Genomic DNA, 22,796 nt, shown 5'->3' on the forward strand with positions numbered 1-22,796 from the left:
CCGTGCCCCGCGTGTGACTTCTACTACGGATGACGGCTTGGCCAGAACGGCAGCAGACGGCGCAGCACCGTTCGGCGACCTGCCGGCGACCGTCCGCTTTGCGGTCAAGCCCGTCATCCGTTTCATCGGCGATGCGCTGCGAGAATACCAAGAATGTCTGGACAGCCGCGACGCCGACGGAGTGCCGAGCCATCTGCCGCGTGCCTCGGCTTTGCTGTTCGGACAGGCGGACGGCGACGAGATAGCGATCAGCGATATCGAGTTCGTACCGAATGTTCGCGACAGCGACGAGAGCGTCATGGCCGAATTCGAAGCGACGATCGTTCCACGGTTCGGCGAGGTCTACAGGAACCCGAAGCGAGGGTTCTGGTCAGACGAAAAGGGCGTCCTGCAGGCGATTATGAAACAGTCCGCGAACGGCCTGGAGCTGATGGGCTCCATACATTCACATCCGAACTGGCATGAAATCGGCCCGCGGCACGAACGATACCAGAGGCTGAGTGAGAAACCGACGAAGATCGATGACTATCTCTTCCGTCAGTCGTGCTGGCCGGTGAACGTCATCTGGTATGTGCATGAGAGCGGTGGCGGTATCGCGCATCGGGTTGCGGGCTGGCGACCAGGGCCGGATCAGTGCGACAGGCTTGACATAAGGATTCCGCCGGCGATCCATGAGCAGTTCGACGTCCGCATCGAGGAGGAATAAGAGATGCCCGATGTCAAACTTCCCGCAGCGTTCCATACCCTGACCGGCGGACGACGGTTGTTGCCCGTCGAGGGCGGCAATGTCCGGGAGGTGCTGGTCAGGCTCGACCAGGCTTGCCCCGGTGTCCTTGAGCGACTCATGGACCTGGACGGGTCGGTGAAACGCTGCGTCAACGTCTACAGAAACGACAGCGACATCAGGAGCCTCGACGGCCTCGAAACGAAAGTTCAGCACCACGACGTCATCTGGATAGTGCCGGCGGTGGCGGGTGGCAGCGAAGTCACGAGCCGAGGAGTCACGATGACGGAGGTCATTCCCACCGAATTCTTCACCGAGCCCGGCTCGAATCCACACGCGGTGGCCGCGGAGTACAGGTCCAGGTGCCCGGTTCATCGGATCAATGTTCCCCCCGGCGCCGACGCGTACGCGGTCCTCGGAAACAGAGTCGTCGAGGAAGCGCTCGGCGACTCGCGCCTGTCCAAGCAAGTCGAGAATCTGCCCGCCCGGTACCGGGACAAGGCCGTGGCCAACAGTCTTCTCGTGGCCGGAAACCTGGGGTTCGCCGACGATCCCAAGCACGCCCGGCTGAAGAAGCCCATCAGCCGGGCGTTTCTGCCGGCCACGGTCGCCCGGCTGCGCCCGCGCATCCAGGACATCGTCGATGACCTCATCGACGCCTTCCCTGAGAATGGTGAAATCGACCTGCTGAGCGCCTTCGCTCTTCCGATGCCGCTTACCGTGATCTGCGAGTACCTAGGGATACCGGTAACGGACAGGCCGCTGTTTCTGGAGTGGAGTTACATCCTCAGCCAGGATCCGCTCCAGCATGACGAGGCCGAACTGAAGGCAGCGAGCGAAGAGTTCACGGACTATTTCACCGAACTCGTGGCTGAACGCCGTAAGGACCTGGGGGACGACCTGCTGAGCGAGATCATCAGGGCCAGGGACGCCGGCGCGTACAGCGAAAGAGAGCTGCTGTCGACGCTCCTCCTGCTGATCATCGCCGGCCACAAGACGGTCGCCAACATGATCGGTAACGGAACAGCGCTGTTGCTCCGCCATCCCGAGCAGCTCGAGATGATCCGAGCCACCCCCGAGCTCATTCCCTCGGCGATCGAGGAGATCCTGCGCTACGAAGGGTCGGCGGCTTGGGCCTCGCTGCGGGTCGCGGCGGAGGACATGCGGCTCGGCGGAGTGAACATACCCAAGGGCAGCTTCGTGCACCTGTCGCTGTCCAGCGCGGGTCGTGATCCGGACGTGTACGACGACCCGGACCGTTTCGATGTCACCCGGTCCCCGAACCGCCATCTGTCCTTCGGCCACGGCCCCCACTTCTGCATCGGCGCTCCGCTGGGCCGGCTCCAGGGCGAGATCGCCTTCTCCTCGCTGCTGCGGCGACTGCCGCGGTTCGAACTCGCCGTGCCTCCGGAGGAGGTCACCTGGCTCGGTGACAGCTCGCTCAGCCGGGGCCTTGAGGCCCTCCCCATTCGTGTAGGGGGGAGGTTACCGCGATGACGGTAGCGGGCGGCCCGAGCATTGCCGTGGTGGGAGCCGGCGCGGTAGGCGGCTATTTCGGCGGCCGGCTCGCCGCAGCCGGGTACGACGTGCGATTCCTGGCCCGCGGCGAAAACCTCGCCTCGGTGAAGCGAGATGGGTTGCGCATCACCAACGGCTCAGATGACTGGCGTGTGCCCAAGGTGCGGGCGTCCGCCGATCCGGAGCGCCTGGGCGAGGTCGACTTCGTGCTGTTCTGCGTCAAGACCTCGCAGTTGCCGCCGGCCCTCGACGCACTGGGCCCGCTGGTCGGCGAGAACACCGCCGTGGTCACGGTGCAGAACGGGGTGGAAGCCCCTGAGCAGGTCGCAGCCAGGATCGGCCGCGGACGGGTGTTACCCGGGGCCGCCAGGATCGTTGCCTCGATGGCAGGTCCGGGCGAGGTACGGCACGTGGGCCCGCCCGGTGCACTGGGCTTCGCAGAGTGGGACAGCACCGTGTCCGACCGGGTGACACGACTACGCGCCGTGCTGCGCGAGGCTTCGGTGACGGTGCTGGAGCCGAGCGATGTCTGGGTCGGCCTGTGGGCGAAATTCCTGTTGGTGGTGCCGATCGGCAGCCTTGGAGCCGCCACCGGCGGGGCGACCATCGGGGAGCTGCGGTCGCGAACCGGCACTCGGAACATGATGATCGCCGGAATGCGGGAGATATACGAGACCGGGATCAAGCTCGGGATCGAGCTGCCGGGAGATGCGGTGGACACCGCGATAGAACTCATGGACCGGCAGTCGGCCGACGTCACCTCCTCCCTGCAACGGGACATCCTGGCGGGACGGCCGTCAGAGCTGGAAGCGTGGACCGGGGCCGTGGTCCGCCTGGCCGGCCGAGGAGGCGTGACCGTCCCGGTCCACGAGCTCCTTTACGAGCTGCTCGCCATGCTCGAATCACGGACAACGAGGAGTTTCCATCCGTGAATGTGGGATTCGCAGAACGTAGCACCCTTCGGGACGTGAGCGCCTACCGGGACAAGGAGTCGTCGAACGCTGAAGGTGGCTCGGACATCACCTTCGACCTGTCCAGCAACGAGCTGGTTCTCTCCCCACTGCCCACCGTGCTCGCCGCCATCGAAGAAGGGCTGCCGCGGCTTGCTCGTTACCCTGACCCCACAGCGCGGGACCTCACCAGAGCGATCGCCGGGCACTTATGCGTCTCCGCAGACGAGGTGGCAGTCGGCCCGGGAAGCGCGGGCGTGCTCCAGCAGATCCTTCTCGCGCTGTGCGGCAGGGGGGACGAAGTCGTCTACGCATGGCCGGGATTCGATGCGTATCCCCTGTTGGTCGCCATTTCGGGTGCGACCAGCGTCCACGTGCCGCTGACCGTGTCCGGAGGCCACGATCTCGATGAGATCCGCACCCGGGTGAACGCGCGGACCAGGGTGGTGATCCTTTGTTCCCCCCACAATCCGACCGGAGTCGTGATCGATCACGGCGAGTTGTGCGGCTTTCTGCGTTCGCTGCCGGATCACGTGGTCGCGGTCATCGACGAGGCGTACGTGGAGTTCCATCGGAACAGCGATCCTGCGGGCATGCCAAAGGTGCTGCGCGAGCACAGCAACGCCGTGGTACTCCGGACCTTCTCCAAGGCCCACGGGCTTGCGGGCCTGCGGGTCGGCTATGCGGCAGGTCCACGGGAGGTCGTGGCCACCGTCCGCAAGACGGCCATACCCTTCGGAGTGACGCGCTTCGCGGAACAAGCCGCGATGCTCTCTCTGCGCAGTGAGGATGAACTGCGTGAACGTATGGCAGCGGTGACCGCGGCGCGCGACGAACTGACGGCGGATCTCGTGGACATGGGCCTGCCCGTCCTGCCTTCCCGAGCCAACTTCGTCTGGCTACCGCTCGCCTCGGCCGCCGAGTCCTTCGCACGTGCCGCGGCTACCGCAGGGGTCAAGGTTCGCGCCTGTCCGGGACATGGTGTGCGGATCTCGGTAGGCGACGCAGAAGCACATCGAACGTTGCTGGCGGCGCTCGGCCAGAAGGACCGTGGAAACCGGCTCTGAGAACTCCGGGTCCGCCCTCACACAGATCAAGACACCGAAGGTGAGAATTCCGTGAGAATCTTGATGATCGCCATGCCGTGGCAAGGGCTCGACACACCCTCCAGCGCACTGGGAATACTGGGTCCGTGCATCCGCAGGAATGCTGTCGACTGGACCGTCGAGGAGTTATACGCCAACCTCCGATGGGCCGAACGGCTGATGCGTGAGAGCGACGGATCCATCACGTGCGAGGATTACGGGAATGTCGCGGATCAGGTCTTCCACGGCGTAGGCGACTGGATATTCACCCCAGCGCTGTACGATGTCGACAGCTATCAGGTCGTCGAGTACTCGCGGTTTCTCGAACAGCGGGACATAGATCCGGCGCTCCCGGTTAGAATGCAGAAGTTCGCCCGCGGATTCATCCAGGATCTCGCTGCCGAGATCGTCGCCGATCCACCCGACGTAGTCGGGTTCACGAGCACCTTCATGCAGAATGTGCCGTCGCTTGCTCTGGCAAGGGCGCTGAAGAAGCTCGCACCGGGCATCCTCACGGTGCTGGGCGGCAGCAACTGCGACGGAGCGCAGGGCCCCGCCCTGCACCGGAGTTTCGAGCAACTCGACTTCGTGATCAGCGGTGAGGGTGAACGGGCACTGCCCGCGTTGCTGAATCGCGTGGCCAAGGGCGAGAGCCTCGCCGACGTCGCAGGGCTCAGCTGGCGGGGGGACGACGGGCAGACGGTGGTGAATCCACCGTCCAAGGCGGCATTGCCGTTCGCCATGGTGCCCGCACCCGGTTACGACAGCTACTTTCAGGCACTCGAAAGGTCACCCGTCCGGCATCATGTCCGTCCCATGCTGGTGCTGGAGACCTCCCGAGGCTGCTGGTGGGGAGAAGCTCATCAGTGCACGTTCTGCGGCCTGAACGGATCGAACATCGACTTCCGGAGCAAGGCCCCTGAGCGCATCGCCCAGGAAGTTCGGGAACTGGCCGAGCGACACCGGATTCTCGATCTGGTCATGGTGGACAACATCCTCGACATGAAGTATCTCAATACGGCCATGCCTGAGTTGGCCGCCCTCGACTGCGATCTGAGAATCCACTACGAGATCAAGTCCAATATGAACCGGGAGCAGCTGAAGAAGCTCAAGGAGGCGAACGTCCTCTTCGTGCAGCCCGGTATCGAGAGCCTGAGCAGTCACGTGCTGCGGCTCATGGACAAGGGCGTCAGTGCCGCGCACAACGTGCGCATGCTGCGTGACGGACAGGATCTCGGACTCAACGTGACATGGAGCATTCTCTACGGATTCCCCGGAGAGACCGAGGACGACTACCGCGGACTGCTCAGGAAAATGACCACACTCGAGCATCTGGAGCCGCCGACCGGGGCCTGGCGCATAGCGCTGGAGCGGTTCAGTCCCTACTTCGAGGATCCCACCCAGGGGTTCATGTTCCGCCGTCCGTCGGAAATATACGACTTCATCTACCAGATCCCACGGGATCAGCTGTACGACATGGTGTTCTTCTTCGACACCAGCATCCAGGGGATTTCGGGGCCCATCGAGGACGAAATGAAGCAGGCGTGCGGGGAATGGGCCAAGGCATATCCGCGGAGCACCCTCTGCTACTGGACCGGCGACCGAGGCCGGGTCATCATCGAGGACCGCCGTGCCAGCTGGCCGGAGGAGGTGATCGAGCTGGACGACGTCCAGAGCAACATGTACCTCGGCATGTTTCAGTGCGCCGCCCGCGAGGGCATACGCCGGCGGCTCGCCGACAGCGGGCACGTAGTCCGCGACGAGGAACTCGAGGAAATACTTCGCTACTTCATCGACCGGGGCCTGGCGTTCGAGGACGAGGGGCGTTACGTCAGCGTCGCCCTTGAGGTCGACCCGTATCGCCGAAAGCTGGTCAGCGGCAAGGAGGTGGAGGCGTCGCTATGAGCGCGTTGATGGGCATCGACGAACTCAGGGACCGAGGTTCGGACGAGCGACGGGTACCGGCCGGCCGGCCCGCGACACTGACGCTGACCCTCGGATCCGACTGGGCTGAACTCCCGGCCGCCACCGAACTGGCGGCTCTACTGCGCCGGGTGCCTGTCGCTGGGGTGTGGCTGGCGGAGGCGGTCGACTTCTCGGCACTCCCCAGTCACGTGATCGTGCGAATCGTCGCGCTGCTTCGCGAATGTTCCTCGATCGGTGCCAGGGTCACCTGGTCGCTGATCCTGGGCGCCGAACAGCTCGGCCTGGTCCCGCGGCTCGATCATCTGCCCGCCCCCGACAGCGTCACGGTGGTGGGGGAAGGAACTCCGTCCGTCGGAGAATGGCGGTCGGCCGGCAATTTTGGCCTCTTCTACTTCCGCAAGGGTCCGAACTTCCTGTTCGTCGTCGATCAGCGCCCCGAATCCAGCCGCGAGATCGTTATGGACGATCCCATTCTGAGGGATGTATTCCTCGAAGCCGTGGAGGGATGTGCGTGGTCCGAGGTGGCCCGGAGTTCGCGATACGCCGCCGCCGCGCGGGATCTGGTGGATAAGGGCCTTGTGATGCGCGTCGGGGATCATTGCGTGGCGCTACCAGTGCGCATGCGTTCATGGCCCCTGGGCGTGGCTCTCCTAGGGGGGACCCTGGCTTCAGCTGGGAAGAAGTCGGAAGATGTTACTTCGTGACCGGCTCGGTCTCAGTGTGCGTTCAGGTGTGACACGCATGGTTACGTCGCCATTGCCGACCGAATCGACCGTCTCGCCGGATGCCGATTCACCGATCGACTCACCCCGCGCGTGCCGTCCCCGGGGCGTGAACCCGGTCACGACGAGCCGAACAGCCCGCCGAGCACCATCGGGTTGCCCCAGTCGGTCGCGCCGCCGCCGTACGCTGGATTCCGTACGTGATCGCGGCCAGCAGGGCGCCGGCGCCGGCCGCGAACGTGATGTTGCCGAACCAGTCGATCCTGCCGCCACGCTGGCCGGACACGGTCTCGCGCAGGCTCAGGTACGACCAGATCGTGCCCGCCACGCTGATCGGCACGCTCACCCAGAACACCGCGCGCCAGTCGATGACGGCGCGCAGGCCGCCGGCGAGCAGGCCGAGGAACTGCCCGGCGAGCGCGGTGATCTGGTTGACGCCGAGCGCCATGCCGCGCTGGCGGGCCGGGAACGCGTCGGTCAGGATGGCGGCGGAGTTGGCGGTGAGCATGGACCCGCCGAACGCCTGGACGATGCGCCACAAGATCAGCCACAGCGCCCGCGCCCTCCCTGAACGGGTCGAGCGACAGGGCGATCGACGCGCACGCGAAGATCAGGAAGCCGAGGTTGTAGATCCTGACCCGGCCGGACATGTCGCCGAGCCTGCCGAGGACCACCACGAACACGGCCGACACCAGCAGATAGCCGAGGATCATCCAGAGCATCCAGCGGTGACCCAGACCGGCACGCGGCCATCCCCGCCGCTTCACCCCCGGACGCACCTGCGAGACCTGGGGCGCCTCGTGACGGTCACGTCGGGCGCCCCAGGCATGCTCCTCGGTCCATCGCGCGGTGACCTCACCGGTCCCGGCGCCGCGTGGGAGCGCGGTCAGGGGTGGAAGGTCTTGAAGTAGTCGGCAGGGAGTTGGTTGAGCCAGGCGTGGGTGACGCCGGTCCAGCCGATGCGCACGAAGTCGGCCTTGCCGTCGCCGTCCATGTCGGCGAACTGGACGTCCTGGGGCGGCACGTCGGCGTCATCGGCGATCTTGCCGATGTCGCGGTAGGTGCCTCCGAGGCCCTTGGGCCCTTCGTTGATCCAGGCCCGGGCGCCGCCGTTGGCGGTGATCAGGATACGGTCGGCGCGCTTGTCACCGTTGATGTCGGCGTATCTGATCTCCCGGGGGAGGAGCAGAGCACCGCTGATCGTTTGAGGGGAATCCCATTTCAGGTACTGGCGGGTGCGCTCGACCGTGTACCCCTGGTTGTACCAGGCGGTCGTCGTGCCGTCCGGCTCGATCAGCAGGTAGTCGTCCCGCCCCCCTCCGGTGACGTCGGCGAACCGGATTTTGGTGGCGGGGTCGATGTCCAGCTTGGATCCCGCGGAACCTTCGGTGCGGACACTCGCTCCGCCGGCGAACTTCTCCTTGTCCATGCACATCCGTGAACCGGAAGGGTTGTCGTCCTTCCAGGTGTAGGCGGACACACCCCCTTGGAGGTCGACGACCATGCAGTCGGGGAAGCCGTCCCCGTCGACGTCGCCGAAACGCAACTGGTTGCCGACGGCCCCGGCCCTGGGCTCGTAGGAGTTCTGGCCCTCCACCATCGGGATCCAGTCATCCCCGGACGGGCCGCCGTTCCACCAGAACCGGAAGTTCTGGTCCTTGTCCACGACCACGAACTCGGCCTTGCGGTCCTTGTTGACGTCCGTCAGCCAGAACCGGCTGCTGGAGGGGAACTGCCGGGCCTGGATGACGCCCCGGTCGTCCCATCCCTCGCCCAGCTTGTTGTTCCCGTCCACGGGCAGGCCCGCGCCGTCGTCCTTGGAGCCGCACGGGCTGGAGCCCACGTTGGCGGCCGGCGGGTTCGGTTCCTGGATCCATCCGTGGTCGTTGGCCTCTTCGGCCGCCTTGCCGAACGCCTCGGCGATCTTGTCGTAGCCCGCGTCGGTGGGATGGACGCCGTCAGAGCGCATCTCGGACAGTTTCAGCGCACTGATGTCGGTGTACACCACCCGCAGGCCTCGTGCCACGAGCCGGTCCACCATCCCGGGGATCTGGGCGGTGAAGGCCTCGCCCCGCGCGTTCGCGTTGGGATTGTCCTTCGGCTTGAGGGGCTGTATTCCCGACACCAGGACGGTGACGCCTGGAGAGTCCTTGCTGACCTGGTCGATCAGTGCCTCCAGTCGCCCGATCGCGGTGTCCATCTGGACGTTGAAGACGACGTCGTTACCACCCGCGATCAGGGTGATGAGGTTGGGCCGGTAGGTCGGGACCGCGCATCCGGCCTTGTCGGCGATCTGACTGATCGTGAAACCGCGCCAGCCTTCGATGTCACGGTCGTCCATCGTCCCTACGCGCACCGAACCGACCCAGTCCACTCTGGGGGTGTCGTCGGCGGCGCCGGCGACCGCCTTACCCGCGGCCTTCTTGCCGATGTTCTCCTCCGCGGCAGCGGAGAAGATGGCCTTCTGGTTGAACCTGCCAAGTCCGTGGAACCTGTATTCAGCGGAGTCCCGGAAACCGTTGCCGTCCGAACTGCCCTCGCCATAAGTGGTGGACGACCCCAGACCCATCACGCTCAGACTCGGCCACGGTTTGAGGTCCCACACCCCGGACGAGGTAGGCGGGCCGAGTTTCATGGGCGACTCAGGGGTTCCCGATGAGGGGAGCATCTCCTCTTGATCGTCAGGTCCCGGGGTGAGAACCTGTGACCGCGTCAGCTCCCACTGCTGATCCGGATTGTCGGGATCACACTCACCGGTCCACACCTCGGCAGTCCCTCGCGGGATGCGCATGAGACAAAGGCTCCCCGCGCCGGAGAGGCGATCAGACAGCAGGTACGTGTTCTGCCTGGAGGCGAAGCGCGGCACCAACTGCTCGCGGGGGCTTTCGGTCGGCGGGAAGAGCATCGGGATGACGCCGCCGAGAGTCTCCACGTTGGTCCATTTCAGCACCAGGGAATGATCACCTCCGACGAAAAGGCGGTACATCTGTCCGGGCACGGGTGCCCTGCAGTCCGGCTCCGCGGCGGCCCGCAGGCCCCACGGCGGCTGCTGACCACAGCCCGGAAGCAGGCGGATGTTCAGGCCCCAGTGGTCGGAGTCGCGTCCGAAGCGCTCGACGTGACCGGTGCGCTGGTCCGCGTCACTCATCCAGGTCCAGTCCAGTTCGCTACCACCCTGGTGAGTGGGCTGAAACGAACGCACGATGTGCCGCTGAAAATGTTCCGGCATCCTGGCGGGGTTGGCGTTGAGGTCGGCCATCATTCTGGCGCGCTCGTGAACCGGCCGGTGATGCATGAACTGGCGGATCGTTTCCAGCACGTCTTCGGCGCCGTTGTCGCGATTTCGGCCGAGGGACGGCGCGTGGGCGTTGAACAGCCAGACGGCGCCGAATCGCACGCCCATCATCGGCCGGGGGTCGAGATTGTCATTGTCGGCGACGTGCAGAGGGAGCTGAACGGCCTCGTCGGCGGCCTGTGGGGTCGCGATGGCCAGGCCGTTGCGTTGCTGGCCCGAATCCATGAAGTAGATGTTGACGGGCACGTGCTGGCCGCGGTCACTTCCTTGGTCCCAGCGGAACTCGGTGACCAGGCCGCCGTTGGCGCTGCGCAGTTCCCGCGTCTCGAAGGCCCTGGGCGGCGGCTCGGTGCCCGCCTCCTGGATGACCACCGCGTCCCGCCCCGCACGGATCATGGGCTGGACGACGAACGTCCAGCGGCTCTCCGTCCGCGGCCGGCCGGTTCCGGGGGCCGAGCCGGGGCCTCCCATCTGGCCGTTCATGTTCCAGGACGCGACGTCGTCCATGGGCGGGTCGTCAACCGCGGCGTAGGCGGGCGCGGTGGCCGGGCCGGCGGCCGTGGCGGCGGTGACGCCCGTGGTGAGCGTGGTCACGACCACCAGCGCCAGGAGCATCGAACCCCAGCGGCGTAAGGCCGGCGGCGGACCCAGGGAACGCGACCGCGCGGTCCGCGCGGCATATAACGCTCTTTTCAAGGAACCCTCCGAAACTCGTTTCTCCGTGAAAACCTTCGCACCGTCTGACAGGCGCAATGACTAATGAGTTCTTATTCGGGATAAATAACGTTTAGTCATGGCTTTCACGCGATGACGATCGCTCGATGGGCCCGCTTGCGGCTCCGCGCGTGCCGGGCGGGCGCCGGCCGGGGGCGTGACCGGCGGCGCTCGCCCGAGTGGGACAGGGAACTACCAGGTGGCGCCGTCGGCGAGGAAGCGCCACAGGCGGTCGTTGCTGTTCTGGTCGCGGTCGAGGTAGAGGGTGTTCCAGCTTCCGGAGCCCTGGTAGACGGCGAGGGTGATGGCGAGGCCGGGCGAGCCCTTGGGGCGGAGGCTGAACCAGTTGGCGCTGGCGCCGCCGGTCTCCTCCCAGCGGTACGTCCAGTTCTGCGCGTCGGAGCCGTCGCACGTGCGCACCACGATGGTGTCGCCGGCCTTCGGGGCCGCGGTCGAGGGTTGCAGGCACTTGTTCGTGTAGACGTTCTTGATCACGATGCTCTCGTCGGCATTGCTGGTGTACGTCCACTTGACGCTCTTGTACTGCCAGCCGGGGGAGCGCAGCGAGATGATCTGGGCACCCTCGCCGAGGCTGTCGGACAGCACGGCGACGCGGCTGCCGTCGGTGCGGTTGATGAGCTGACGCTCGTCGGCCGCCGTCCGGGCGTGCGCCGTGGGGGTAGTCGCGCCGAAGACGCCGACGGAGGTCAGCGCCAGGGTGGAGCACGCGAGAGCCCGCTTCGTGAAGGCCATGAACTGGCACCCTTCTTCTCGGTGTGGGCGGCCTCCCTGCCGGAGACCGCCCACCCCACGGTGCCTGGTGATCACTCAACGGAGTTGAATGATCGTCCCTATAAATGATCAACGCCGTGGGCGCGAACCCGCTCAGCCCACGGGTTCGGGGACTTTCGGGACGTCCACCTGGCTGGGCGGCGCCGTGCGCCGGGCGCGGAGGGTGACGAGGCTGACCGGCACCCCGACCGCCACGATGACGCCCGCGACGACCAGCGCGAGCTGGTACCCCTGCAGGAACGCGGGCAGGGGCCCGGCGCCGTCGGCGATGGCCGCGCTCTGCCGCGCGCTCAGGATCGCGCCCAGGATAGTGACGCCGAGCAGGCCGAAGACCTCGCGCGAGACGTTCAGCACACCCGACGCGACGCCCCCGCGGCCCGCCGGAAGTGCTCCGAGAATGGCGTTGGTGAGCGGGACGAGCAGGCCCGCGCCCAGCCCGTACAGCATCAGCCAGGGGAAGATCTGCCCGTAGGTGCCGTGCTCGCCGACGAAGGACAGGGCGACCACCGCGGCGGCCATCAGGCCGAGGCCCGCGGCGACGGTCGGGCCGGTGCCGAGGCGGGCGGCGAGGCGCGGGGCGACGGTCGCCAGCGCGGCCATCAGCAGCGCCATGGGAACGAAGGCCGCGCCCGCCTGGGTGGGGGTGAAGCCGAGGACGTTCTGCAGCCACAGAGCCGTGAAGAAGTAGATGCCGAAGATGCCGAACGCCCACAGGCCCATGGACAGCAGGCCGCCGCTGAAGACGCGCTCACGGAACAGCGACAGGTCGATCATCGGCTCGGCGGCGCGGCTCTCGATCACCACGAAGACCGCGGCGGCGAGGGCGGCGACCGCGAAGGATCCGAGGATCAGCCCGGACGTCCAGCCCCGGCTCTCGCCCTCGATCAGCGCGAAGGTGAGCGCGAAGAGCCCGAGTGAGGAGACGAGCAGGCCGGGCACGTCGAGGCGGTGCCGGACGCCGGGGGCGGAGCGGCGGATCGCCCACGCGGCGAGGGCGAAGGTGACGACCCCGATCGGGACGTTGATCAGGTAGATCCAGCCCCAGTGCCAGTTCTCGCTGATGAACCCGCCGGTCACCGGGCCGAGGGCGAGCGCGAGCCCGCCGATCGCGCTCCAGACGCCGACGGCGGTGCCCCGCTCGCGCGGGTCGGGGAAGACCTGCGGGATCAGCGCGAGCGCCGTCGGTGTCAGCAGCGCCGCGCCCACCCCCTGCAACCCCCGGCTGACGATCAGCGTCGCGCCGTCCCCCGACAGGCCCGCCGCCGCCGAGGCGATCGTGAACACGCCGAGGCCGGTCAGGAACACCCGCCGCTGCCCGAAGACGTCGGCGAGCCGCCCGCCGGCCATGAGCAGCCCGGCGAACACCAGCATGTAGCAACTGACGATCCACTCAAGGCCCGAGATGGACAGCCCCAGATCGCGCTGGATGGTCGGGAGCGCCACGTTGACCACGTTGTTGTCCAGATACGTCATGAAAGTGGCCAGCGAGACGGCCACCAGAGCCCACCATCGGCGGTTCACATCAAGTTCCCCTCTACGACGTACACGTACGGCGTACATGTACGTCGTACAGGAGAACCTGTACCGCGTATAGTTGTCAAGTGGCCGCAGAGAAGCTGACCCGCGAGAGCGTGGTCGAACGGGCCCTTGAGCTCGCCAACGAAGAGGGCGTCGAGTCGCTGACGATCCGGCGGCTCGCCGGTCGGCTCGGCGTCACGCCCATGGCGCTGTACTGGCATTTCAAGAACAAGGACGAGATGGTGTGGGCGCTCGCCGACCACCTGCTCTCCAGCGTGACCGCGGACATCTCCCCGGACGATCCCTGGCAGGTCCGCCTGCGCGGCATGGTCGAGGCGCTCGTCGCCGCCATGCGCGAACATCCGTCGCTGCCCGATTTCCTCGCCACCGTCGAGGCGAAGCACGATCTGGAGAGCTTCAAGCGGGCCACGGAGGCGGCCCTGGAGGCTCTCACGGCGGCGGGCTTCTCGGTGAGCGAGGGCTACTACATCTCGTCCTACCTGCTCAACGGAACGATCGCGCTGGTCAAGTACCATCCGGGTTGCCCGGCGGGCATGTCGGAGGCCGACGAGGCCGAGGCGCGGCGGCTGCGGCGGCTGCACATCGAGTCCCTCCCGCCCGACCGCTTCCCCCGCATGATCGACTACGGCGCCACGTTGGCCTGCGCGCCGGACGTCGACCACTATTTCGCGTTCGGCGTCGACCTCCTGATGGCGGGCGTGGAGGACATGGCGCGGCGCCGCGCCGCCGGTTAACCGGCCTTTTCCTCTCCGGCCGGACGGCCGGGGTCCGGGCGGGCGCAGGCCGCGGTGACCAGCCCGGCGAGCGCCAGCACGGTCAGCACCAGGTACGTCCGCTGGAAGCCCGACAGGAGCTGCTGGACGGCCGTGGGGGACAGGCGGGCGAGCGTGCCCGCGTACACGAGGTTCCTGAGCGGTGGGGCCAGCGTGCTCGTCAGCACGCTCAAGCTCATCGCCACGCTCAGCACGATCCCCGCGTTCATGATCATGAGCCGGAAGCCGTTGACGACGCCCAGGCCGCCGGGCGGCAGCGCGCTCATCACCTGCGTGGTGTTGCCGGTGAGGAAGGCGCCGTTGCCGCATCCCGCCAGGAACAGGCCGGTCCCGATGACCCAGTACGGCGTGGCGGCCCCCGCCGACAGCGTGAGGCAGACCAGGCCGGCGAAGTTCAGCGCGCCCCCGCCGACCGACAGCGCGTACGGCGACACCCGGCGGCCGAGCGCGCCCGCCGTCGGGGAGGCCAGCGCCATGCCGACGGGCACCGGCAGCACGCCGAGCGCCGCCTCGAACGCGTCCATGCCGCGCGCGGCCTGGAAGTACAGGGCGATGAGCAGGACCAGCGCCGACCGCGACAGCGCCGTGCAGAACGACGCCAGGTTCGCGAACGCCAGCATGCGCCGGCCGAACAGGCGCGGGTCCAGCACCGGATGGGAGGCGCGGCCCTCGACGACGATCAGCACGGGCAGCAGGACCAGGAAGAGCAGCGTGCCCGCGATCACCACGGGGCCGGACAGGCCGTGCGAGCCCGCGTCCGAGAGGGCGACGAGGATCGCCGACAGCGCGGCGAAGACGATGACGTTCCCCGCGACGTCCAGTGAGGTGCGCGGGCCCGCGGGCACGCGGCGCAGCGTCGTCCAGCCCCAGAGCAGCCCGACCACGCCGGCGGGGACGTTGACCCAGAACACCCACTGCCAGCCCGCGGCCTGGGCGATGAGGCCGCCGAGCGTGGGGCCGGCGAGCTGGGCCACCGACAGGGTGCCGATGTAGACGCCCATGCCCTGGCTGAGGCGGTCGGGCGGGAAGGCCACGGTGATGATCACGGTGCCGTTCGCCAGGATCATCGCCGCGCCCAGGGCCTGGACGCCGCGCATGACGATCAGGAACGCGACGGTCGGGGAGAACCCGGCCAGCAGGGACGCGGTGACGAACAAGGCGAACCCGGCGAGGTAGATCTCGCGCCGCCCGAGCAGGTCGGCGACGCGCCCGAAGAAGACCAGCGTCGCGGTGATGATCAGCAGGTACGAGACGAGGATCCACGAGGACGCCAGGGCGCCGGCCTGGAAGTGCCGCACGACGGCGGGGAGCGCCACGTTCAGGGTGCTGCCGTTGATGCCGATGAGGATGAGGCCGAGGCTGGTGACCGAGCACACCCGCCAGGCGTATCGAAGCTGCTTCGCGTACTCCGGCGTCCCGGGCGGGACGGGGGCGGCCTGATCAAGCGGATGGGCGACCATCCCCCAAGTCTGATGTAAGCCTTAGATCCGCATTTGTCACCCAGCCGCGCGCCCCCCGCCCCGACGAGCCGCACACAACGTTAACCACCAACCCCCGTCACACCCCCGCGAACGCCCCCACCACGCGCTCGTGCGCGGGGTCGCCCCTCAGCGGGCGCGTCTGCGGAGGGAGTCGAGGTCGTAGATGGTCACGCGGCGGCGGCCGGTCTCGATGAGGCCGCGGTCGCGGAGGGAGCGCAGGGCCTTGCTGACCGCCTCGCGCGAGGCGCCGGTCCAGCCCGCCAGCTCGTCCTGCGAGAGGGGCAGGGCGACCTTGACGCCGCCATCGGTGGGCTCTCCGAAGCGCTCGGCCAGCTCGACCAGGCGGGTCGCCACGCGGCCGGTGGTGTCGAACGCGCCGTACTCGACGCGCTTGCGGTCGGCGTCGCGCAGGCGCTCCATGACGAGCTGTAACAGAAGAACCGCGACGCGGCCGTGGCCGTTCAGGAACCCGGGGAAATCGTGGATCACGAGCCCCTCGACGGGCTCCAGCGCGGTGATCGTGCCCGAGCGGGGCTCGCCGCTGATGGCCGACATGTCGCCGAGCAGCGCACCGGGCCCGCGGATGGCCAGCACGACCTCGGTGCCCCCGGCGGTGTGCGAGGAGACCTTCACCCGGCCCGAGGTGAGGACGAGGGCCCAGCCGGAGGTGTCGCCCTCGGACATGACGGTCGCGCCGCGCCGCCACCGGCGACCGCGAGCCGCGGCGGTGAGATCGGCGATCTCGTCCGGGGTGAGCCGGGAAAGGAACTCGCCGGGCTCCAGGGACGGGCTGGGCGTCATCGCTCCTCCAAACGGCGCGGCCGGGCAACGCTCCGATTATCACCGCCCGCCCGCCACCCGTTCCCGGTCGTTCTCCCCACCTGTGGAAAACGCCCGCAAGCGTGCGCGGCTCAGTCCAGGGCGGTGAGGACGAACGCCTCGACGCTCTGCTCCTTGCCCTTCAGCACGAGCGGTCCGAGCGGACGTACGGTCGCCCCGGGCCCCAGCTGGTCGCGTGTCGTCGCACCGATCACCACCGTGCCGGGCTCGGCCAGTGACTCCAGGCGGGCGGCGACGTTGACGGCGTCGCCCATCGCGTTGAACCCGCGCAGCTCCGGCGCGCCGATGTTGCCGACCAGCGCGAGCCCGGTGTTGATCCCCACCCGGAACCGCGGGTACCCGGGGTTGCCGGCCGCGATCTCCTCGGCCGCCTCCTGCATGGCGAGGCCCGCCCGCGCCGCCTGGGCCGCGTGTCTCTCCTGGGCGGCGGGGGCGTTGAAGAGCGCCAGCAGGGCGTCCCCGACGAACTGCACGATCGTCCCACCGTTGCGCAGCACGCACGGGACGGCCGCCGCGTGGTAGCGGTTCAGCATCTCGACGATCTCGCCGGGCGCCACCCGCTCGGAGAAGGTCGTGAACCCCTTGAGGTCGGCGAACAGGGCCGTCAGCTCGACCAGCGACCCGCCGAGCGCGGCCTGGCCGGGGTCGGCCAGCAGCGACGCGGCGACGTCGGGCGACATGTACTGCCGGAACAGCGTCTCCAGCTCCCGGTACAGGCGGGCGTTCTCCAGCGCGATGGAGAGCTGGCTCGCCAGGGTCGCCGCCAGCGCCTCGTCCTGGGGCGTGGCGCCGACGGGCACCTCAAGCGCCCCGGCGAGCTTCCCCTTGACGGTCAGGGCGTGCACCACCGACCCGCCGAAGGGGATCACCTCGACCCCTTTGAAATCGTCCGCGCCGAACCGCCGCCCGCCGACCGTCACCTCCCCGTCGGACACCAGCCCGATGCGGACCTCCCCGTACGCCTGCCGCACGCGCTGCAGCGCCCCGGCCAGCAGATCCTCCTCGCCGAGGCCGACCCGCGCGCGGCGGCCGACGTCGGCGAGCGCCCCGAGCCGGGCCGACAGCTCCCGCTCGGCGGCCAGGGCCCGCCCGGCGCGGTCCAGCACGGCCGCCTGGCCCTCGTTGAGGCGGAACTTGCCCGCCAGCCTGGTCGCGACCGGCGGGCCGGACGGCGACCCGCTCTCGCCCATGCGCCGCAGATGGCCGACCAGCTCCTCCAGCGCCTCGTCGTACCGGGCCTGGATACGGCGCACGGTCGCCGCGAGCGCGACCGAGTCGAAGAGCCCCTGGCTGGAGCCCTCGTGCCGGAACTGGACGTAGGCGCTGTAGGCCACGAACACGAAGGCCAGCGTGAGCAGCAGATGCCACTCCCACCACGACATGAGCCAGTTCGGCCGGAAGAACCCCGCGATCATGGCCTCGCCGAGCAGCGCGTACGCCGTGACCAGGCTGACCAGCATCGCCGAGGGCCGCCGCCGGTGGACGCGGAACATGAGCGCGGCGGCCAGGGCGTAGAGCGCGGCGCCGACCCAGGAGACGAAGCCGATCGTGGCCCCGCCGGGGGGCGGCGGCGCGCTGAGCGGCGTCAGCCCCTCGACCAGCGAGGCCCACCCCCACCCCACCAGGACGACCACCAGCCCGGCGCGCAGCAAATCCGCCCGCGCCAGCACCGCGGCGGCGGCCCGCTCGCCGAGCGGCAGGGACGAGACGAACGCGAGCACCGCCGCCACGGTCAGGCCGACCGGCTGGCCGATGTCGAAGCCGTGGCTGCCCCGGGGGAGGATCACGGTGGGCGTGGCGAGGCCGTGCAGGAGGAAGAACCCGGCGCCGGCGAGGAAGACCAGCGAGACGAGCAGCAGCCGGGCGTCCTGCCGCCGGGTGGCGGCCCGGCCGACCAGCAGGCCCAGCCCGACGTTGACGCCGGCCACGGCGACGACCAGCAGGAAGTGGCTCGGCGGATGCTCCCAGCGGATGTTCAGCCGCTCGGGGTTGCTCAGGAGCAGCCAGAGGCCGAGCAGCGGCGCCGCGAGGTGGAGCGCCCACACGACGGCGCGGACCGGCTGCGTCGCCGGGGGTAAGTAGGGCTCGCCGGCGGATGCCTCCGCGTGGTCGTTCGACGGCACGGTGCCCTCCAGCCGATCGGATTCCGCCGGACGTGCCGATTATCCCGCCGTGGCCCGGCGTCCCGGAGAGTTGTGCACAACCTCCGGGACGCCGGGGACGGTCAGGCGCCGAACGTGGCGGGCAGCGCCGCCTCGTGGACGGCACGCAGCTCGTCCACAGGGATGTCGAGGACCTCCTCGACGGTGAGAGCGCCGCCGCCGGTCAGGCCGAGCCCGTAGCACGGCACCTCGTGGCGCGCGCACAGCTCGGCGAGGGCCGGGAACGACTCCGGCCGCACGGCGACGACGGCGCGGCCCGCCGACTCGCTGAACAGGCCGGTGAAGGCGTCGTCGACCGGGAGCCGCACCGTCGCGCCGACGCCGCGCGCCATCGCCGCCTCGGCCAGGGCCACGGCGAGGCCGCCGTCGGACACGTCGTGCGAGCCTTCGAGCAGCCCCTGGGACGACGCCTGGACCAGGACGGTGGCCAGCGCGCGCTCGGCGTCGAGGTTCACGGCCGGGGGCAGGCCGCCCAGGTGGCCGTGGGCGACGTGCGCCCACTCGGACCCGCCGAACTCGTCGTGGGTGTCGCCGAGGAGCACGACCTTCAGGCCGGGCGCGGTGAAGCCGTGCGGCACGCGCCTGCGCACGTCGTCCAGCACGCCGAGCACGCCGACGACGGGGGTCGGGTGGATCGGCGTCGAGCCGGTCTGGTTGTAGAACGAGACGTTGCCGCCGGTCACCGGCACGCCGAGGGTCCTGCAGGCGTCCGCGAGGCCCCGCACGGCCTCGGCGAACTGCCACATCACCTCGGGGTCCTCGGGGGAGCCGAAGTTGAGGCAGTTGGTGACGGCCAGCGGGCGCGCCCCGGTGACGGCGACGTTGCGGTACGCCTCGGCCAGCGCGAGCTGCGCCCCCGCGTACGGGTCGAGCCGGGCGTACCGGCCGTTGCCGTCGGTGGCCAGGGCGATGCCGCGGTCGGTGTTCTCGGCGCCGGGCATGACCTCGCCCACGCGCAGCACCCCGGCGTCCGCGGGCATGGCCAGCACGGTGTTGCCGCGGACGTAACGGTCGTACTGGGAGGTCACCCACTCCTTGGAGGCGAGGTTGGCGGAGCCGAGCAGGTCCAGGAGGGTGGCGCGCAGGTCGGCCGGGCGCGGCAGCCGGGCGGGGTGGTCGGAGTTCAGCGCCGACTGGCCGGCGGGCTCGTGGTACGGCCGCTCGTACACCGGGCCCTCGTCGGCGGCGGTGCCGGGCGGGATGTCGACGATGACCTCGCCCTTCCAGGTCATGACCAGGCGGCCGGTGTCGGTGACCTCGCCGATCACGGTGGCCGGGACGTCCCAGCGGGCGCAGATCGCCATGAAGGCGTCGATGTCCTCGGGCGTGACGACGGCCATCATGCGTTCCTGCGACTCGCTCATCAGGATCTCCTCGGGGAGGAGCGAGGGGTCGCGCAGCGGGACCAGGCCGAGGTCCACGCGCATGCCGCCGGTGCCCTTGGCGGCCAGCTCGGTGGTCGCGCACGACACGCCGGCCGCGCCCAGGTCCTGGATGCCGACGACGACGTCGGCCTCGAACAGCTCCAGGCAGCACTCGATGAGGAGCTTCTCCATGAACGGGTCGCCGACCTGCACGGCGGGCCGCTTGGCGTGCGACTCCTCCTCGAAGGTGGCCGAGGCGAGCACCGAGGCGCCGCCGATGCCGTCGGGGCCGGTGCTGGCGCCGAACAGCACGACCTTGTTGCCGGGGCCCGGCGCGGTGGCGAGCTTGATCTGGTCCTTGCGGAGCAGGCCCACGCACAGCGCGTTCACCAGGGGGTTGCCGATGTAGCAGGGGTCGAACAGGACCTCGCCGCCGATGTTGGGCAGGCCGAGGCAGTTGCCGTAGGAGCTGATGCCCTCGACGACGCCCGGCAGCACCCGGCGCGTGTCGGGGGCGTCGAGCGCGCCGAACCGCAGGGAGTCCATGACGGCGATCGGCCGGGCGCCCATGGACATGATGTCGCGGACGATGCCGCCGACGCCGGTCGCCGCGCCCTGGTGGGGCTCGACGTACGACGGGTGGTTGTGCGACTCGATCTTGAAGGTGGCCGCCCAGCCGTCGCCGATGTCCACGACGCCGGCGTTCTCCCCCATGCCGACCAGCAGGGCGTCGGACTTGGGGGCCTTGGTACCGAACTGGCGCAGGTGCACCTTGGAGGACTTGTAGGAGCAGTGCTCGCTCCACATGACCGAGTAGATGGCCAGCTCGGACGCAGTGGGCCTGCGGCCCAGGATCGCCCGCACCCGCTCGTACTCGTCGGATTTCATGCCGAGCTCGGCGTACGGCTGCGGCTCGTCGGGGGTCTGCGCGGCCCGCTCGACTGAGTCGGTCATGTGTGCTCCTCGCGGCGCGCTCGTGGCGTCGGTCACAGGTTGACGAACCTCTTCAGGATCGAGGTGAAGAACCCTCGGCCGTCCACGCTGGGGGCTCCGGTGAGCTCCTCGACGGCGTGCTCGGGGTGCGGCATCAGGCCGACGACGTTGCCGGCCTCGTTGGAGACGCCCGCGATGTCGTTGATCGAGCCGTTCGGGTTGCCGCCGAGGTAGCGGAAGACGACCTGGCCGCCGGCCTCCAGCGCGGCGACGGTGGCCTCGTCGGCGACGTACCGGCCCTCGCCGTGCTTGATCGGCAGCAGGATCTCCTGGCCGGAGGTGTAGCCGCCGGTCCAGGCGGTGGCGGCGTTCTCCACACGGATGCGCTGGTCGCGGCAGACGTAGTGCAGCCCCTGGTTGCGGGTGAGCGCGCCGGGCAGCAGGTGGGCCTCGCAGAGGATCTGGAAGCCGTTGCAGGTGCCGAGCACGGGAAGCCCCGCGCGGGCCGCGGGGATCAGTTCCTCCATCAGCGGCGCGAACCGGGAGATGGCCCCGCACCGCAGATAGTCGCCGTAGGAGAAACCGCCGGGCAGGAAGACGGCGTCCACGCCCCGCAGGTCGCGGTCGGCGTGCCACAGCGGCACCGCCTCGGCGCCCGCGTGCCGGACGGCTCTGGCGGCGTCCTGGTCGTCAAGAGTGCCCGGGAATGTGACCACGCCCACACGGGCAGCGCTCATGGTTTCGTACCCCTCCACATGCGAACGCCGCGCCGACGTCTCACACACAATCGGACGGCGGTCTCGCGGCGGTACATTCAGGCTACCTGCCGACCGGGACGGGGAGCACCGGGTTACGGACGTACGGCGCGTGCCGCGGACGGGGCGGGCGCCGTTTTCGGCCGTCGGCCGGGCGCGGGAGGAGGGGAAGCCGATGCGAGTCCTGTGGCGGGCGGGGCGGTCAGACGGCGGCCAGCTCGCGGTCGTGGCGGGCCAGGAAGTCCTCGTCCCAGTCCAGTTCCTTGCGCAGCAGGACGGTGGTGCCGCTGCCGGGGGTGATGTCGAAGAAGATCTCGTCGACCACCGACTGCATGATCAGGATGCCACGCCCGTGCTCGGCGTCGCCCGGGGGGTACTGCCGGGGGACGGCCCCGATGCCGAGGCCGTTGTCGACGACGCGCAGCTCGCAACGGCCCTGGCCGATGGCCGCGGTGACCTCGTAGCGCTTGGACGGCCCGCCGTGCCTGACGGCGTTGGCGCAGGCTTCGGAGGTCGCCAGGAGGACGTCGGACACGCAGTTCTCGCTGACGCCGATGCAGCGAAGGGTGTCCCCAAGCACCCGCCGGACCATCGGGATGCCTATGGCGTCCCGAGGCAAGGCCAACGAGAACTCAATATCCACCGGACCCCTCCGTGGTGCCGAAAGTCACGTTGGAGAGGTTTCCCCGATGAATCAGGGCTAACCGCAAAATCACGCTGTTGTTATTTACTGTTGGTCAGACGCTTGCTTTCTCGTCAGCCCAAAGTTACTTTTGCGGTGATTTGCGAAGCCTTGGCGACGCCCGCGCGGCGCTCCCTACGGCTCGACCCGCACAGCGTAGTCTTCGATCACCGTGTTGGCCAGCAGGGTTTCCGCCATCTTGCGGACATCCGAAAGCGCGGCCTCGTCGGCCGGCCCGTCCAGCTCGATCTCGAACCTCTTGCCCTGCCGCACCCCGGCGACCCCGGAGAAACCGAGACGGGGAAGCGCCCGGGCGATCGCCTGGCCCTGCGGATCGAGGATCTCCGGCTTGAGCATGACATCGACGATGACCCGTGCCACGTGTTCCTCCCTGTTCGTGTCCGGCCGCACCAGCCTAACGGTGGCGGCGCGGCCGTCCGTCCCCCGGGCGGCTCTCGATCACCTGCCGCGTGTGCGAAGGGGCGCATCGGGAACGGGAGAAGTGTGGATAAGACGGTGGTACCGCCTTGCGCAATGGCCT

Annotated in this window: 18 protein-coding genes; 7 read left to right on the forward strand and 11 right to left on the reverse strand. The window is 68.8% G+C overall.

From position 1 onward, the window contains the following. The first annotated feature begins 37 nt into the window (after window positions 1-37). From BJ982_RS09570 to BJ982_RS09595, 6 genes are read left to right on the forward strand one after another with little or no spacing between them, the layout of a single operon-like run. Entirely contained in the window at window positions 38-706 is a 669-nt protein-coding gene (locus BJ982_RS09570; protein ID WP_184878528.1) for an MPN domain-containing protein, read from the forward strand. Window positions 707-709: 3 nt separating this feature from the next. After that, a complete protein-coding gene (locus tag BJ982_RS09575; protein ID WP_184878530.1) occupies window positions 710-2,221 on the forward strand; it encodes a cytochrome P450 in 1,512 nt (503 codons plus the stop codon). Continuing rightward, complete coding sequence (locus BJ982_RS09580) at window positions 2,218-3,174, forward strand: 2-dehydropantoate 2-reductase (protein ID WP_184878534.1); 957 nt, start codon at window positions 2,218-2,220, stop codon at window positions 3,172-3,174. The genes BJ982_RS09575 and BJ982_RS09580 overlap by 4 nt, the downstream gene beginning before the upstream one ends. Before the next feature lie 2 nt (window positions 3,175-3,176). Then, entirely contained in the window at window positions 3,177-4,259 is a 1,083-nt protein-coding gene (locus BJ982_RS09585) for a histidinol-phosphate transaminase (protein WP_275411753.1), read from the forward strand. A gap of 51 nt (window positions 4,260-4,310) precedes the next feature. Beyond that, window positions 4,311-6,182 (forward strand): RiPP maturation radical SAM C-methyltransferase, encoded by a 1,872-nt coding sequence (locus BJ982_RS09590; protein ID WP_184878539.1) that lies wholly within the window; start codon window positions 4,311-4,313, stop codon window positions 6,180-6,182. Further along, window positions 6,179-6,907 (forward strand): DUF5825 family protein, encoded by a 729-nt coding sequence (locus tag BJ982_RS09595; RefSeq protein ID WP_184878541.1) that lies wholly within the window; start codon window positions 6,179-6,181, stop codon window positions 6,905-6,907. The genes BJ982_RS09590 and BJ982_RS09595 overlap by 4 nt, the downstream gene beginning before the upstream one ends. Window positions 6,908-7,007: 100 nt before the next feature. Here BJ982_RS09595 and BJ982_RS09600 read toward each other — a convergent pair whose 3' ends face one another. From BJ982_RS09600 to BJ982_RS09615, 4 genes are all read right to left on the reverse strand, one after another. Beyond that, window positions 7,008-7,466, reverse strand: a complete 459-nt coding sequence (locus tag BJ982_RS09600) for an MFS transporter (RefSeq protein WP_239123429.1) — start codon at window positions 7,464-7,466, stop codon at window positions 7,008-7,010. Between the two features lie 345 nt (window positions 7,467-7,811). Then, window positions 7,812-10,835, reverse strand: a complete 3,024-nt coding sequence (locus BJ982_RS09605) for a GDSL-type esterase/lipase family protein (RefSeq protein WP_184878543.1) — start codon at window positions 10,833-10,835, stop codon at window positions 7,812-7,814. Window positions 10,836-11,126: 291 nt separating this feature from the next. Then, entirely contained in the window at window positions 11,127-11,687 is a 561-nt protein-coding gene (locus BJ982_RS09610; RefSeq protein WP_184878545.1) for an RICIN domain-containing protein, read from the reverse strand. A 132-nt stretch (window positions 11,688-11,819) separates the two neighbouring features. Next, window positions 11,820-13,247, reverse strand: a complete 1,428-nt coding sequence (locus BJ982_RS09615) for an MFS transporter (RefSeq protein WP_239123431.1) — start codon at window positions 13,245-13,247, stop codon at window positions 11,820-11,822. Between the two features lie 80 nt (window positions 13,248-13,327). Here BJ982_RS09615 and BJ982_RS09620 point away from each other — a divergent pair, with 80 nt between their 5' ends. After that, complete coding sequence (locus tag BJ982_RS09620) at window positions 13,328-13,999, forward strand: TetR family transcriptional regulator (protein ID WP_184878549.1); 672 nt, start codon at window positions 13,328-13,330, stop codon at window positions 13,997-13,999. Here the strand turns inward: BJ982_RS09620 and BJ982_RS09625 are convergent. The 7 genes from BJ982_RS09625 to purS form a co-directional block, all read right to left on the reverse strand. Further along, complete coding sequence (locus tag BJ982_RS09625; RefSeq protein WP_184878551.1) at window positions 13,996-15,498, reverse strand: MFS transporter; 1,503 nt, start codon at window positions 15,496-15,498, stop codon at window positions 13,996-13,998. The two genes, BJ982_RS09620 and BJ982_RS09625, sit on opposite strands and share 4 nt — an antisense overlap. A 147-nt stretch (window positions 15,499-15,645) precedes the next feature. Further along, window positions 15,646-16,320 carry a Crp/Fnr family transcriptional regulator gene (locus BJ982_RS09630; RefSeq protein ID WP_184878554.1) on the reverse strand — a complete coding sequence of 225 codons (675 nt, stop codon included), beginning with the start codon at window positions 16,318-16,320 and terminating at the stop codon, window positions 15,646-15,648. A gap of 110 nt (window positions 16,321-16,430) precedes the next feature. After that, the gene (locus BJ982_RS40335; protein ID WP_239123432.1) at window positions 16,431-18,482 is read right to left on the reverse strand and encodes an adenylate/guanylate cyclase domain-containing protein; all 2,052 of its coding nucleotides are present in this window, start codon (window positions 18,480-18,482) and stop codon (window positions 16,431-16,433) included. Window positions 18,483-18,583: 101 nt separating this feature from the next. Further along, complete coding sequence (gene purL / locus BJ982_RS09640; protein ID WP_184878556.1) at window positions 18,584-20,839, reverse strand: phosphoribosylformylglycinamidine synthase subunit PurL; 2,256 nt, start codon at window positions 20,837-20,839, stop codon at window positions 18,584-18,586. A gap of 32 nt (window positions 20,840-20,871) precedes the next feature. Beyond that, complete coding sequence (gene purQ / locus BJ982_RS09645) at window positions 20,872-21,555, reverse strand: phosphoribosylformylglycinamidine synthase subunit PurQ (RefSeq protein ID WP_184878559.1); 684 nt, start codon at window positions 21,553-21,555, stop codon at window positions 20,872-20,874. Window positions 21,556-21,775: 220 nt separating this feature from the next. Then, window positions 21,776-22,165, reverse strand: a complete 390-nt coding sequence (locus BJ982_RS09650) for an ATP-binding protein (RefSeq protein WP_203959355.1) — start codon at window positions 22,163-22,165, stop codon at window positions 21,776-21,778. A gap of 225 nt (window positions 22,166-22,390) precedes the next feature. Beyond that, on the reverse strand, window positions 22,391-22,636 hold the full coding sequence (purS, locus tag BJ982_RS09655) for a phosphoribosylformylglycinamidine synthase subunit PurS (RefSeq protein WP_184878565.1): 246 nt from the start codon (window positions 22,634-22,636) through the stop codon (window positions 22,391-22,393). Window positions 22,637-22,796: the final 160 nt, after the last annotated feature.

This window comes from Sphaerisporangium siamense, assembly GCF_014205275.1.
GTDB classification, from domain to species: domain Bacteria; phylum Actinomycetota; class Actinomycetes; order Streptosporangiales; family Streptosporangiaceae; genus Sphaerisporangium; species Sphaerisporangium siamense.

Excerpts from the sequence above, each read along its gene's own strand:
- BJ982_RS09575 (WP_184878530.1), top strand. The coding sequence starts at position 710 with ATGCCCGATGTCAAACTTCCCGCAGCGTTCCATACCCTGACCGGCGGA.
- BJ982_RS09580 (WP_184878534.1), top strand. The coding sequence starts at position 2,218 with ATGACGGTAGCGGGCGGCCCGAGCATTGCCGTGGTGGGAGCCGGCGCG.
- BJ982_RS09595 (WP_184878541.1), top strand. The coding sequence starts at position 6,179 with ATGAGCGCGTTGATGGGCATCGACGAACTCAGGGACCGAGGTTCGGAC.
- BJ982_RS09605 (WP_184878543.1), bottom strand. The coding sequence starts at position 10,835 with ATGCTCCTGGCGCTGGTGGTCGTGACCACGCTCACCACGGGCGTCACC.
- BJ982_RS09610 (WP_184878545.1), bottom strand. The coding sequence starts at position 11,687 with ATGGCCTTCACGAAGCGGGCTCTCGCGTGCTCCACCCTGGCGCTGACC.
- BJ982_RS09625 (WP_184878551.1), bottom strand. The coding sequence starts at position 15,498 with ATGGTCGCCCATCCGCTTGATCAGGCCGCCCCCGTCCCGCCCGGGACG.
- BJ982_RS09630 (WP_184878554.1), bottom strand. The coding sequence starts at position 16,320 with ATGACGCCCAGCCCGTCCCTGGAGCCCGGCGAGTTCCTTTCCCGGCTC.
- purL (WP_184878556.1), bottom strand. The coding sequence starts at position 20,839 with ATGACCGACTCAGTCGAGCGGGCCGCGCAGACCCCCGACGAGCCGCAG.
- purQ (WP_184878559.1), bottom strand. The coding sequence starts at position 21,555 with ATGAGCGCTGCCCGTGTGGGCGTGGTCACATTCCCGGGCACTCTTGAC.
- BJ982_RS09650 (WP_203959355.1), bottom strand. The coding sequence starts at position 22,165 with ATGGTCCGGCGGGTGCTTGGGGACACCCTTCGCTGCATCGGCGTCAGC.